Consider the following 14,075-nt stretch of genomic DNA (forward strand, 5'->3'; position numbering starts at 1 on the left):
TGGCTTATCGGGCTTCGAGTCCTGCTCCGATCAGCGCAGAGACCTGTGCGATGCGATCTTCGAATTCGCGCGCGCCAGAGGTTGTCAGCTTTATCCCTTTGAGCGTTGCCGTAATCGTCTTGGCCATTTCATCAGGGCCGTTTGGCAGCCCAACGCGTCCGGCGGCGTGCTCTTGCGTCAGCCACTCAGCATAAAGCCGCGTCAGCTCAGCCTCGCCCTGCTCGACGATATCGTCAGACATGGATTTCGTGGCGTCCAGCATCTCGACCCCATGAGGCGAGGCCAGAATTGTGGCCATACCGTCGGTCTGCGCCTGAATCGCCTTATCTACAACTTCTGGAATTGTGCCAGCCCCTTGCAACGCGCGCGCGACCGCGGAAATCTTGTCACTGTAATGCAGTTCAGTCAGCTTGCGGACAATGTCCTGCTTGTTCTTGTAATGCAAATAGACAGCAGGCCGTGACATGCCCGCCCCTTTGGCAATGTCATCCATCGAGGTTTTGCGAAACCCATATGCGGCAAACGCCTGAAAGGCCGAATTCAGGATCGCGGCCTGTCTTGGATCATCAATAGCTTCAATCATGCCCGAAGCACTGACAGTTTTTGTTAATTTTGTCAATTTACATCCTGACATTTTGCGATAAATATGTCAGAAACCTGCCACAGCCAAAAGAGGTGCGCCATGGCGACCCCCCTCAAGATCAACGGAAAGACCCATCAGGTCGATCTGCCCGACGATGTTCCCCTGTTGTGGGTTCTGCGGGATGAAATCGGATTGACCGGAACCAAGTTCGGCTGCGGCGTTGCTGCTTGCGGGGCCTGTACTGTTCATATCGATGGCGAGGCCGTGCGGTCCTGCCAAGTGGCGCTTTCAGATGTTTGGGGCGACGTGACGACCATCGAAGGGTTGGGCACACCCGACGCGATGGCAACGATTCAGCAAGCATGGGTCGACAATCAGGTGGCGCAATGCGGCTATTGCCAGTCGGGTCAGATTATGCAGGCGGCGGCATTGCTGGCCGAGAACCCCTCGCCCACGGACACGGATATTGATGATGCGATGCAGGGCAACCTTTGCCGCTGCGGCACCTATCCTCGCATCCGCGCAGCCATCCATGACGCTGCCGCCAAGCTGAAGGAGGTCTGAGCCATGGCAAGTATCGGAAAAATCCTGCGCCGCACCTTCCTGATCGGTTCTGCCGCCGTTGTGGGTGGTGTCGCCTTTGGTGCCTATTATGTTTCTCGCCCCGCCGCGAACCCGCTGAAACCGGGCGATGGTGAAACCGCGCTCAGCCCCTTTGTGATGATCGATCAGCAAGGCGTCACGCTGTTTGCCCCCCGTGCCGAAATGGGACAAGGCGTGATGACCACATGGGCCGCTCTGATCGCCGAGGAACTGGATGTTGAGCTTGACCAGATCCGCATTCTGCACGGTCCCGCTGCGGCCGCGTATTACAACTCGGCACTGGTTGGAGAGGGTTTGCCCAACAAGGGTTATGACGTCTCGGATTTCCAGCACAATCTGGGTGAGGCGCTGGGTGTCCTTGGCAGAACGCTGGCTTTGCAGGTCACAGGTGGCTCGACCTCGATGAAAGACGGGTTCGAGCGGATGCGCATGGCAGGCGCCACCGCGCGCGAAACGCTTAAACAGGCGGCGGCTGATCGGTTGGGTGTTGATCGCGCGCAGCTGAAGACGGAAAACGGTGCAGTCATCGCCCCCGATGGGACACGCATCGCCTACACCGAACTGGCCGAGGCCGCCGGGCAAATCGAACCGCCCGAGGCTGCCCTGCGCGATCCGTCCGACTGGCGTCTGCTGGGACAACCGCAGCCCCGTGTTGATATTCCCGGCAAATCCACCGGAACCGCCGAGTTCGGCATCGATGTGCGCCCCAAGGGTTTGAAATTTGCCTCGGTCCGCATGAACCCCAAGCTGGGTGGCAAGATGAACGGCTTTGACGCCAGCGCGGCCGAAACGATGCCTGGGGTCGAGAAAGTGGTCGATCTGGGCACTGGTGTTGCTGTCATTGCAAACAACACCTGGCTTGCGATTCAGGCGGTCGAGGCCATCGACGTAGACTGGGGCGATGCACCCTATCCGCCGGAAACCGACGCCCTGATCGCTGAGATTGCCAAGGCCTTCGATGCGTCCGCAAACTCGACCATGCGCGACGATGGGGACGTGGACGTACTGCCCGAAGGGGCCACCGAAATCACGGCAGACTATACCGTGCCCTATCTGGCCCACGCCACGATGGAGCCGATGAACGCCACCGCGTTGTTTACGGGCAACAAGCTGGATCTTTGGTGCGGCAATCAGGCGCCCACGTTAATTCAGTTCCGGGTCGCCAACGTCGCCAATCTGGATGCGGAAAACGTTGAAATTCACACCACCTATCTGGGTGGCGGCTTTGGTCGCCGGGGTGAGCTGGACTTTGGCGAGATTGCCACCAAGGTCGCCATGGCAATGCCCGGCACGCCGGTTCAAACCACCTGGAGCCGTGAAGAGGACATGCGCCACGACTATTTCCGCCCCGCTGCGCTGGCGCGGATGCGTGGCGCGGTCAAAGACGGCAAGGCGGTGCTGATCGACGGCAAAGTTGCCTCGCAATCCCCGACCCAACAGGCGGTTGCGCGCTACACCGGCTTCCCCGGCGGCGGTCCCGACAAGGTGCTGGTCGAAGGGTTCTTCAATCAGCCCTACGCGGTACCGAACTACCGCATGAGCGGGCATATCGCGGATCTGGCCGTTCCCGTGGGCTTCTGGCGCTCGGTTGGCAACAGCCACAATGGCTTCTTCCATGAGACATTCATGGATGAGATGGCCCACGCCGCCGGACGCGACCCGCTCGAGCTTCGCCTTGAGCTGGCAAAATCCGAACACGCGCCATCAGCGGGATGTCTGGAGGCCGTCAAAGAGATGTCAGGCTGGACGGGCAAAACGCCCGATGGCGTCGGGCGCGGCGTCGCGCTGACCTACAGCTTTGGCACCCCGGTCGCACAGGTGATCGAGGTTGCGCCGGATAAGTATGGCTCGATCCGCATGACAAAGGCATGGATTGCTTGTGATGTTGGCCTTGCACTGGACCCTGCCACGGTCGAGGCGCAGATGATCGGCGGCATGATCTATGGTCTGTCCGCTGCGGTTCAGGGCGAGATTACCTTTGCCGATGGCGAAGTCGAACAGGGCAACTTCCCGGACTATGATGCGCTGCGGATGCACAACACGCCGGTCACGCAGGTTCGCATTCTGGAAACCAACAAGCACCTTGGTGGTGTGGGCGAGCCGGGAACGCCGCCCTCAATGCCCGCGCTTGGCAATGCACTGTTTGACCTGACAGGTCAGCGTGTCCGCGAACTGCCGTTCAACAAGCATTTCGATCTGCTGGTTTGAACCTGAACTCAGGCCGTGCGCTGTAGGTGCGCGGCCTTGCGACCGGCGGCCCACGCATGAACCGCCGCACCAAAGGCTTCGAACAAGGGGCGCGAGACCGGATCATTGGCCGCGTCCCATTCGGGGTGCCATTGAACCGACAAGGTAAATCCGGGCGCGTCCTGAACATAGATCGCCTCGGGCGTGCCATCAGGCGCATGGCCGTCAATCACGATACGTTGCCCGATGGCCTTGATCCCCTGCCCATGCAGCGTATTGGTCATCACCTCGGTTGCGCCAAACAATTTATGAAACACCCCCCCTTCGGCCAGTGTCACCACATGGCGAAGGGCAAACTTTTCCTCAAGCGTGCCATCGGGGGGCATTCGGTGGTTCAACCGCCCCGGCAAATCGCGGATTTCAGGATAAAGCGTCCCACCCATGGCCACATTGACCTCTTGAAAGCCACGGCAAATCCCGAAAAACGGCTGTCCCCGGTCAACACAGGCCCGGACCAGAGGCAATGTGATCGCATCCCGCGCCCGGTCAAAATCACCATGCGCCTCGGTCGCGCATTCGCCGTATTCCTCGGGATGCACATTGGGGCGGCCACCGGTCAGCAGAAACCCGTCGCAAACCTCAAGCAGTTCGTCCACAGACACAAAACGCGGATCGGCGGGGATCAACAATGGCACACAATCCGAGACATTGGACACCGCATCCGAATTCATCGTCCCGCCCGCATGGGTCGGGTACTGATCATTCATCAGATACGAATTGCCGATAATTCCGACGACCGGACGCACCATTCAATCCTCACTGCAAGATTTAGAACCGTTCTCGCATTCATGACAAAATTACGCGGAAATTCAAAGTGCACAGGCGCAGCTTGGGATGTGAATTTCTCAACATCCCAAAGATCTGGCCTACCCTTTTCGCCCAAACAGGGCGGTGCCTGCACGGGGTCAGTTGCTTTGTGCCTTCAGCTCCAGCCGCCGCGCGTGCAGAACCGGCTCGGTATAACCCGAGGGCTGCACACGGCCCTTGAACACCAGATCGCAAGCCGCCTGAAAGGCGACACCCTCAAAATCCGGGGCCATGGGGGTATAGGCGGGATCGCCGGCATTCTGCAGATCAACGACCGCGGCCATCTTTTGCATCGCCGCCATCACTTGCTGCTGACTGACCAGATCATGATGCAACCAGTTGGCCAGCGCCTGAGACGAAATCCGGCAGGTGGCACGGTCCTCCATCAGGCCGATATCGTTGATATCGGGCACTTTTGAACAGCCGACGCCTTGATCCACCCAGCGCACGACATATCCCAGAATACCCTGCGCGTTGTTCTCGATCTCGCGAGCGATCTCGGCATTGCTCAGGTTGCGCCCATCTAGCAGAGGGATGGTCAGCAGATCATCCAGCGTGCCACGTGCACGACCAGCGGCGATTTCATCCTGCCGCGCCAGAACGTCAACCTTGTGATAATGCGTCGCGTGCAGGGTCGCAGCGGTTGGTGACGGCACCCAGGCGCAGGTCGCGCCGGACATCGGATGGCCGATCTTGGCCTCCAGCATCTCGCCCATCCGGTCGGGCATCGCCCACATGCCTTTGCCGATCTGCGCCTTGCCTTTCAGCCCACAGGCCAGACCGATATCCACATTGCGATCCTCGTATGAGGCGATCCAGGGCGTGTTCTTGATATCACCCTTGGGCAGCATCGGCCCCGCCTCCATCGAGGTGTGAATTTCATCCCCGGTCCGGTCCAGAAAGCCGGTGTTGATGAAGGCAACGCGCGACTTGGCGGCACGGATACATTCCCTGAGATTGACCGAGGTCCGCCGTTCCTCGTCCATGATGCCCAGCTTCACGGTGTTGCGCGGCAGGCCAAGGATGTCTTCGACCATGTCGAATATCTGAACCGAAAACGCGACCTCTTGCGGCCCGTGCATCTTGGGTTTGACCACATAGACCGAACCCGTGACCGAGTTGCCGCCATCCCGCTGCAGGTCATGCATGGCGATCAGCGTGGTGCACAGCGCATCCATCAGCCCTTCGCCAATCTCGCGACCCTCGGCATCCAGCACGGCAGGGTTGGTCATCAGGTGCCCGACATTGCGCACCAGCATCAGCGACCGACCCTTGAGCGATGTGGCCTCGCCATCAGGTGCGGTAAACGCCAGATCCCGTGCCAGTTTGCGGGTAAAGGTCTTGCCACCCTTGGTCACATCCTCGGTCAGGTCGCCTTTCATCAGGCCCAGCCAGTTGCCATAGGCCACAACCTTGTCCTCGGCATCGACACAGGCGACCGAATCCTCGCAGTCCATGATGGTAGACAAAGCCGATTCCAGCCGCATGTCAGAGATATGCGCCGGATCCGTTGCGCCGATTGCGCTATGGGCGTCGATCCGGATCTGGATATGCAACCCATTGTTGCGCAACAGCACGAACTCTGGCTTCGCCGCTGGGCCGCCATGGCCGACGAATTGCGTAGGATCAGCCAGGGTCGGCATCAGCGCCCCATCCTGAACGCTCAACCCCGAGACATCCGCCCACGATCCAAAGGCCAGCGGCACGGCGTCATCCAAAAACGCCTTGGCCCAGGCAATCACACGGTCGCCACGCGCCCTGTCATAGCCACCACCGGACGGCAGATCGCCCATCGCATCGGTGCCATACAGCGCATCATACAGGCTGCCCCAACGGGCGTTGGCCGCGTTCAGCGCAAAGCGGGCATTAGTGATCGGAACAACCAGCTGAGGTCCGGGGATCACCGCAATCTCGGGGTCGACATTGGCCGTCTCGATCTGAAAATCGGGGCCTTCTTCGACCAGATAGCCGATTTCGCGTAGGAATTCCTGATACGCAGCCGGGTCATGGGACAGACCCTTGCGTGCGCCATGCCACCCATCGATGCGGGCTTGGATATCGGCCCGCTTGGCCAGCAAATCGCGGTTCTGTGGTCCCAGATCGTTCACCAGACGTGCAAGCCCATCCCAAAACTGCGCGGGCGAAACGCCTGTTCCCGGCAATGCGCGGGTTTCGATGAAATCCACCAGAACCCGGTCTACCTGCAGCCCGCTCCGGGTGTCCCTTGTCGTCATTCGCCGAATCTCCCGCGATTGTGTGCCATTGTATGCGCAGTCCATTTAGGTCGTTTGTTTCCAACAGGCAACTTTTGACGTTGCCGTCCATTGATCCGGAAAATCGCGAAACAGTTTCAAAAAACACAACACGAACAAGGCGGGTTGGTTGCAGCCCCCAGACGAAGCCCATAACGTCGCGCCAGACAACTTTGATACGAGGCCCCCGATGCGCGACGCCGCCCCTTCGACCATCTACCTGAAAGACTATACGCCCTTCGGATTTCTGGTGGACAGCGTGCATCTGACATTTGATCTGGCCGCCCATGCAACCCGCGTGACCTCGCGCATCGCATTTCGACCAAACCCGGAGGCATCGGATCGCACCTTCTTTCTGCACGGCGAAGAGCTGAAGCTGATCCGGGCCACAATCGACGGCGCAGACGTCACACCCGAAATCACCGAAAAGGGCCTGACTGCTTCGGTCCCAGATGCGCCCTTTGTGTGGGAGGCCGAGGTTGAAGTCGATCCCGGCAACAATACCGCGCTTGAGGGGCTTTACATGTCGAAAGGCATGTATTGCACCCAATGCGAGGCCGAAGGGTTCCGCAAGATCACCTATTATCCAGACCGCCCCGATGTGATGTCTACCTTCACCGTTCGCATCAACGGAAACCTGCCCGTGCTGCTGTCCAACGGTAACCCGACCGGCAAAGGCGACGGCTGGGCCGAATGGACCGATCCGTGGCCCAAACCCGCCTATCTGTTTGCGCTGGTGGCCGGTGATCTGATTGCCCATCCCGGTCAGTTCACGACCATGTCGGGCCGCGACGTCGAGCTGAACCTCTGGGTCCGACCCGGTGACGAAGGCAAATGTGCGTTCGGCATGGAAGCGCTGAAAAAATCGATGAAATGGGACGAAGACGTCTATGGCCGCGAATACGATCTGGACGTGTTCAACATCGTGGCCGTGGATGATTTCAACATGGGTGCGATGGAGAACAAGGGACTGAACATCTTCAACTCCTCCGCCGTTCTGGCCAGCCCGGAAACTTCGACCGACATGAATTTCGAACGGATCGAGGCGATCATCGCGCATGAGTATTTCCACAACTGGACCGGCAACCGGATCACCTGCCGCGACTGGTTTCAGCTGTGCCTGAAAGAGGGCCTGACTGTCTTCCGTGACGCGCAGTTCACATCCGACATGCGCTCGGCCCCGGTTAAGCGTATCCACGATGCCATCGACCTGCGCGCGCGGCAGTTTCCCGAGGATAACGGGCCCCTCTCGCACCCGGTCCGACCCGAGAGTTTTCAGGAAATCAACAACTTCTACACCTCGACCGTCTATGAAAAAGGCGCCGAGGTGATCGGAATGCTGAAACGTCTGGTCGGGGATGAGGCGTATGGCAAAGCATTGGATCTGTACTTCGACCGTCATGACGGCCAAGCCTGCACCATCGAGGATTGGCTGAAGGTGTTCGAGGACACCACAGGCCGTGATCTGAGCCAGTTCAAACGCTGGTACAGCCAGTCGGGCACGCCGCGTGTGGCGGTGTCCGAGGATTGGGACGACGGCACCTATACCCTCACACTGCGCCAGCATACGAACCCGACGCCGGGTCAGGATCAGAAGCTGCCGCAGGTGATCCCGGTGGCCGTTGGCCTGTTGGGGCCAAACGGGGATGAGGTGCAGGAAACGAAGGTGCTGGAACTGACCGAGGCCAGTCAGAGCTTTGCCTTCACCGGATTGGCCGCCAAACCGGTGCCCTCGATCCTGCGCGATTTCTCGGCCCCGGTGATCCTTGAGCATGACATCACGAATACCGAACGCGCGTTCCTGCTGGCCCATGACACCGATCCGTTCAACCGCTGGCAGGCCGGGCGCTCGCTGGCCGAAGACAGCCTACTGCGCATGATCAGGCAAGACACTGCACCGGACGCAGACTATCTTGACGGGCTGCTGGCGGTGATGCGCGACGGCGACCTGGACCCGGCCTATCGCGCGCTGATGTTGGGGCTGCCGACGCAGTCGGAACTGGCCGCAGCGCTGCACGATGCGGGCGAAACGCCTGATCCGATGGCGATCTGGGCAGCCGTGGAAACTCTGCGTCAGGCCACGGCCCAGCACATGCAGGACTTGTTGCCCCGCCTGCAAAGCGAGGCGCTGGTCGATGGCCCCTATCAGCCCGATGCCGAGCAATCCGGCAAGCGCGCATTGGGTAGCGCCGCGCTCGCCCTGACAACACGGCTGGATGGCGGCGCGATGGCAGCCGAGGCCTATGCCCGCTCTGACAACATGACCCAGCAACTGTCTTCGCTGGCTTGTCTTCTCCGCGCTGGCAAGGGCGAGGCGCAATTGGCTGCCTTCTATGATCAGTGGCAGCATGACCGGCTGGTGGTGGACAAATGGTTCGGTCTGCAAGTTTCCATGGCCGCACCGGACGCCGCGCCCAACATCGCCAAACGCTTAACCGAACACGCAGATTTCAACTGGAAGAACCCAAACCGCTTCCGCGCACTGATGGGGTCTTTGGCCGCGAACCATGCCGGGTTCCATCAGGAGGACGGGGCCGGTTATGAACTGCTGGCAGACTGGCTGATCCGGCTGGACCCGGTTAACCCGCAGACCACAGCTCGGATGTGCAGTGCCTTCCAGACATGGAAACGCTATGATGCCGACCGTCAGGCTTTGATGCGCACCCATCTGACCCGCATCGCGGATACCTCCAACCTGTCGCGCGATACAACCGAAATGGTGTCGCGCATTCTGGACGCATGACTGTACCGTTCGAGTTCACCCGTCACCATCGGTCGCAGCGCACTGTCTTGATCCTGATCTGCATCTATGCGGTGCTGATCGGGCTGGTGATTGTGTTTGATGCGGTCTGGTGGCTGATGGCCTTGCTGGCTTTGACGACATTGCCAGCCCTTTGGGACGTATTTCACGACACCAACGCTGGCGTCAGATTGGATGGTCAAACGCTCAGCTGGCATACGGGCAAACGCGAGGGTGAGATCGCGCTGGCAGAGATTGAGAAATTCCGGTTCGACACGCGCTGGGATTTCTCAGTACGCGTGTCCGCGATCCTGAAAAACGACAAACACATACGCCTGCCGGACGAGTCGCTGCCACCTCACAAGCAGTTTGAACAGGTGCTTCAGACCGCCGGATATGCAGTCGAACGCCACCATTTCCGCGTTTTCTGAAACGATGGGCAACATTGCACTGGATTGATCGCAAAATTCAGATTTTCGGGTGACGAACTTGATTTGAGCGCAAATTCTGGTCAAACTCGGTCTGTTACAAGTGTGTTCAAGTTTGAGTTTTGCCATGTTTCGGTCGTTTGGGGCTGTATTTGCCCGTTTTGTCACCCCTTCTTCTCAAGTCGAACCAGCTTCGCCTGCCGGGCTGACCGAACCGTTTGCATCCGGACAATTGAACATCCCCGTCGCGCAACCCGGTGAGGATGCTCTGATCGGTCACAAGACCATTGAGCGGGGCCGCTATCTGGCGCGGCAAGGGCTTTGGTCGCATCTGTCGTCGGAAATGCTGGCTGCCGACACTGCGGGCGAGACGACACCTTGCGGTCAGCCGATTGCTGATCTTCTGGCGTTCGGAGCGCGCTCTGACGTCGTTTTGGCGGTGGAACATGCGCTGTCCGACGGTAAGGCCATTTCTGACTACGATCTGCTCTGCGGCATCTCCGAACTTGAAAGCGAGATGAATGAGCATCCCGGTGATCCGATGATCGCGCTGGTGGTTGCCTTGGCCCATATCGATCTGGCCTGGGCATGGCGCGGGAAAACACCCGAGGCGAAACTGCCGAAACTGCACCGCTCGCGCTGCGCGGCGCATTTTGACCGGGCCGCCGTCATTCTGGCCGAGTGCCGTGCGAAGGCCAAAAACAGCCCTGCAATTGCGGCTGGCGATTGTGCCCTGCTTGCCGGACACCGCACCGCCAACGCGCGGGCGGCTGATAAGTTTGAAACTCTGATCTCGTTGGACCCGCACAATCATCGCCATATGCGCGTGATGGGTGCCCATCTGCTGCCGCGCTTTTTTGGAAGCTATGAAAAGCTGGAAAATCAAGCACTTCGCATGGCTGCAATGACCCGGGCCGTTTGGGGTGCCGGGGGTTATACCTGGGTTCAGTTCGACGCCATCGCACAGGATGACGAAGCCTGCGCCCGCGTCGATATCGAGTATTTCCTGGAAGGTTTGCGCGACATTGTCGCCCGCCGTCCGGATCAGGAGATGATCAATCTGCTGGCCGCCTATTGCGCTATCACAATGCAGCAACAAATGGGCCGCAATGCCAAAGCCGATGCTGTGCGCCAACAGATTTGCGACGCGGCCGACTGGCTGATCCGGGATCACCTGACGGAATTGCACCCGCTGATCTGGGCCCATGCCACCAACGGGTTCAACAACAGCCTGCGCGTCAGTTCCGCTGAACGCTTTGCCGCGTTGGGGCATCGCGATGCGTTGCGCGCCATTGGCAATCTATTTCGCGATGAACTGCGCAGCGGTCTGAACGTGACCTTTACGCCCAGCGGATTGCAGTTTTCCAGCAATTAAAGCATTCCGGAAAACCACGATTCCAGCCCATTCCCCCTTGCCCATATGCTTGGGCGGGCCTAATACGCTGATCTAGAATTCTGCGGATATGAGGCGCGCCATGCTCGACCTGACATACGAAATGCCCAAAGTTAAAACCATTGCCGGGGCCAAGCACGATTGGGAACTGGTGATCGGGATGGAGGTGCACGCTCAGGTCTCATCCAATGCCAAGCTATTCTCGGGCGCGTCGACGCAATTCGGGGCCGAGCCGAATTCGAACGTAGCATTCGTGGACGCGGCGATGCCGGGGATGCTGCCGGTGATCAACGAGTATTGCGTGGAACAGGCCGTTCGCACCGGGCTGGGTTTGAAGGCGGATATTAACCTGAAATCGGCCTTTGACCGCAAGAACTATTTCTATCCCGACCTGCCGCAGGGTTACCAGATTTCCCAGCTTTATCAGCCTATTGTGGGCGAAGGCGAGGTTCTGGTCGAGATGGGCGACGGCACTGCGCGCATGGTGCGGATCGAGCGTATCCATATGGAACAGGATGCGGGCAAATCGATCCACGACATGGACCCGCACATGTCCTTTGTCGACCTGAACCGAACAGGTGTTTGCCTGATGGAGATCGTCAGCCGCCCCGATATTCGCGGACCGGAAGAGGCTGCGGCCTATATCGCCAAGCTGCGCCAGATCATGCGTTACCTGGGCACCTGCGACGGCAACATGCAGAACGGCAACCTGCGGGCGGACGTCAACGTCTCGATCTGTTTGCCGGGTGCTTATGAGAAGTATCAGGAAACACAGGACTTCTCGCATCTGGGGACGCGGTGTGAGATCAAGAACATGAACTCGATGCGGTTCATCCAGCAAGCGATTGAGGTTGAGGCCCGCCGCCAGATTGCCATCGTCGAAGGGGGTGGCGAGGTCGAGCAGGAAACCCGCCTGTATGACCCGGATAAGGGTGAGACTCGGTCGATGCGGTCCAAGGAAGAGGCGCATGATTACCGCTATTTCCCCGACCCCGACCTGCTGCCGCTGGAGATCGAGCAGGCATGGGTGGATGACATCGCCGCCAAGCTGCCGGAACTGCCAGACGACAAAAAAGCCCGCTTTATCAGTGAGTTCGGCCTGACCGACTATGACGCATCAGTGCTGACCGCCGAGGTGGAATCTGCGTCTTACTTCGAAGAAGTCGCCAAAGGGCGCAGCGGCAAGCTAGCTGCAAACTGGGTCATCAACGAGCTGTTTGGCCGGTTGAAGAAGGAAGATCACGACATCACCGACAGCCCGGTTTCTCCGGCGCAGTTGGGGGGGATCATTGATCTGATTTCGTCGGACGCGATCTCGGGCAAAATCGCCAAGGATTTGTTTGAAATCGTCTATACCGAGGGCGGTGATCCGGCGAAAATCGTCGAAGAACGCGGCATGAAACAGGTCACGGATACCGGCGCGATTGAGGTTGCTTTGGACGAGATCATCGCCGCCAATCCGGCGCAGGTTGAAAAGGCCAAGGTGAACCCGAAACTGGCGGGCTGGTTCGTGGGTCAGGTGATGAAAGCGACGGGCGGCAAGGCCAACCCCAAGGCCGTTAACGAATTGGTCAGCAAAAAGCTGGGATCGTAGATCTTCCGGTTTGTACAGACCCCGAACAGGGGTTTGTTCGTTTTGTACATAATGAAAGCTTAACATTCAGGGGCGGGTCATCGGCTTGACTCGGCCCTTGAATGCGCTTTTTCATCCCGCAAGGCAGAGAGGTGAGCAGTCATGACAAATCGTTTCGATCAGGAACTGGAAACCCGGCTGATGCGCTATGCCGCCATCGATAGCCAAAGCGATGAGACCTCGGCCACGACGCCCAGCACGGCGATTCAGTTCGACATGCTGAACCTGCTGCGGGATGAGCTGGTCGAGATCGGGGCCGAGAGCGTTGAGATGACGGGGGACAGCGTGGTTGTCGCCACCATTCCGGGCACCGCGCCGGGGCCGACCATCGGGTTTCTGGCGCATGTGGATACCGCGCCGCAGTTCAATGCAACCGGGGTGAAGCCTCGGGTGATCAAGGGGTATAATGGCGGAGACATCAGTTTTCCCGATGATCCCGATCTGGTGTTGTCGCCCGACGAGCATCCCTATCTGGCCGAAAAGATCGGGCATGATCTGATCACCGCGTCCGGCACGACGTTGCTGGGGGGTGATGACAAGGCGGGGGTTTCGATCCTGATGACCATGGCGCGGCATCTGATCGAGAACAAGGACATCCCGCATGGCCCGATCCGCATCGCCTTTACGCCCGATGAAGAGATCGGGCGCGGTGTTACCGAACAATTGCCAAAGGATCTGAAAGCCGATTTTGCTTATACGCTGGACGGGCAAGAGGTGGGCGAGATCGAATACGAAAGCTTCTCGGCCGATCGCGCGGTGATCAGGATCACCGGCGTGTCGATCCACCCCGGTCTGGCCAAGGACAAGATGGTCAATGCCGCACATCTGGCGGCAAAGATCGTGCAGACCCTGCCGCAGGCCACCATGACGCCCGAAGTGACCGACGGGCGCGAGGGGTTCATTCATGTCACAGACATGAATGGCGGCTCCTCCGAGATGGAGATCAAGCTGATCCTGCGCGATTTCGAGATGGATGGCCTTGAGGCGCAGCGCGAGATCGTGCGCAAGGTTTGCGACGCCGTACAGGCGACCGAGCCGCGGGCGCAGATCAGTTGCGAGATTTCGCACCAGTATCGCAACATGCGCTATTGGCTGGAAAAGGACATGACCCCGGTCGATCTGGCGCGCGAGGCCTGTGAGGATCTGGGGATCGAAGTGCAATCGGTTCCGATCCGGGGCGGTACGGATGGGTCGCGCCTGACCGAGTTCGGGACGCCCTGCCCCAACATTTTTACCGGGATGCAGTGTATTCACGGGCCGCTGGAGTGGATTTCGGTTCAGGACATGGCGTTGGCGACCGAGGTCTGCCTGTCGCTGGTCGGCAAGGCGGCGCGGGGTCCGGGCAACACAACGGGCTGAAATATGCCAAAGCGTGATCTTGGCTTTCAC

The 14,075-nt window shown here is 59.3% G+C and carries 10 protein-coding genes; 7 read left to right on the plus strand and 3 right to left on the minus strand.

What is annotated here, in order from left to right:
• Positions 1-4: 4 nt before the first annotated feature.
• Complete coding sequence (locus tag ACR0FG_RS13290; protein WP_480893473.1) at positions 5-619, minus strand: TetR/AcrR family transcriptional regulator; 615 nt, start codon at positions 617-619, stop codon at positions 5-7.
• Positions 620-682: 63 nt separating this feature from the next.
• On the opposite strand from ACR0FG_RS13290, the gene ACR0FG_RS13295 reads away from it, so the two are divergent.
• Positions 683-1,147, plus strand: a complete 465-nt coding sequence (locus ACR0FG_RS13295; protein WP_480893474.1) for a (2Fe-2S)-binding protein — start codon at positions 683-685, stop codon at positions 1,145-1,147.
• Positions 1,148-1,150: 3 nt separating this feature from the next.
• Complete coding sequence (locus tag ACR0FG_RS13300) at positions 1,151-3,394, plus strand: xanthine dehydrogenase family protein molybdopterin-binding subunit (protein WP_480893475.1); 2,244 nt, start codon at positions 1,151-1,153, stop codon at positions 3,392-3,394.
• A gap of 8 nt (positions 3,395-3,402) precedes the next feature.
• On the opposite strand, the gene ACR0FG_RS13305 is transcribed toward ACR0FG_RS13300, so the two are convergent.
• Both ACR0FG_RS13305 and ACR0FG_RS13310 read right to left on the minus strand, forming a co-directional pair.
• Positions 3,403-4,182 carry a gamma-glutamyl-gamma-aminobutyrate hydrolase family protein gene (locus ACR0FG_RS13305; RefSeq protein ID WP_480893476.1) on the minus strand — a complete coding sequence of 260 codons (780 nt, stop codon included), beginning with the start codon at positions 4,180-4,182 and terminating at the stop codon, positions 3,403-3,405.
• Positions 4,183-4,338: 156 nt separating this feature from the next.
• Entirely contained in the window at positions 4,339-6,474 is a 2,136-nt protein-coding gene (locus ACR0FG_RS13310) for a malate synthase G (protein WP_480893477.1), read from the minus strand.
• A 208-nt stretch (positions 6,475-6,682) separates the two neighbouring features.
• On the opposite strand from ACR0FG_RS13310, the gene pepN reads away from it, so the two are divergent.
• The 5 genes from pepN (at position 6,683) to pepT (ending at position 14,045) form a co-directional block, all read left to right on the plus strand.
• Positions 6,683-9,235: an aminopeptidase N gene (gene pepN / locus ACR0FG_RS13315; protein ID WP_480893478.1), complete on the plus strand. Its 2,553-nt coding sequence runs from the start codon at positions 6,683-6,685 to the stop codon at positions 9,233-9,235.
• Positions 9,232-9,663, plus strand: a complete 432-nt coding sequence (locus ACR0FG_RS13320) for a hypothetical protein (RefSeq protein ID WP_480893479.1) — start codon at positions 9,232-9,234, stop codon at positions 9,661-9,663. Before pepN ends, ACR0FG_RS13320 begins: the two co-directional genes overlap by 4 nt.
• Before the next feature lie 124 nt (positions 9,664-9,787).
• Positions 9,788-11,035 carry a hypothetical protein gene (locus ACR0FG_RS13325; RefSeq protein ID WP_170710211.1) on the plus strand — a complete coding sequence of 416 codons (1,248 nt, stop codon included), beginning with the start codon at positions 9,788-9,790 and terminating at the stop codon, positions 11,033-11,035.
• Between the two features lie 100 nt (positions 11,036-11,135).
• Positions 11,136-12,647: an Asp-tRNA(Asn)/Glu-tRNA(Gln) amidotransferase subunit GatB gene (gene gatB / locus ACR0FG_RS13330; RefSeq protein WP_480893480.1), complete on the plus strand. Its 1,512-nt coding sequence runs from the start codon at positions 11,136-11,138 to the stop codon at positions 12,645-12,647.
• A gap of 141 nt (positions 12,648-12,788) precedes the next feature.
• Complete coding sequence (gene pepT / locus ACR0FG_RS13335; RefSeq protein ID WP_480893481.1) at positions 12,789-14,045, plus strand: peptidase T; 1,257 nt, start codon at positions 12,789-12,791, stop codon at positions 14,043-14,045.
• Positions 14,046-14,075: the final 30 nt, after the last annotated feature.

The organism is Ruegeria sp. E1 (assembly GCF_056534225.1).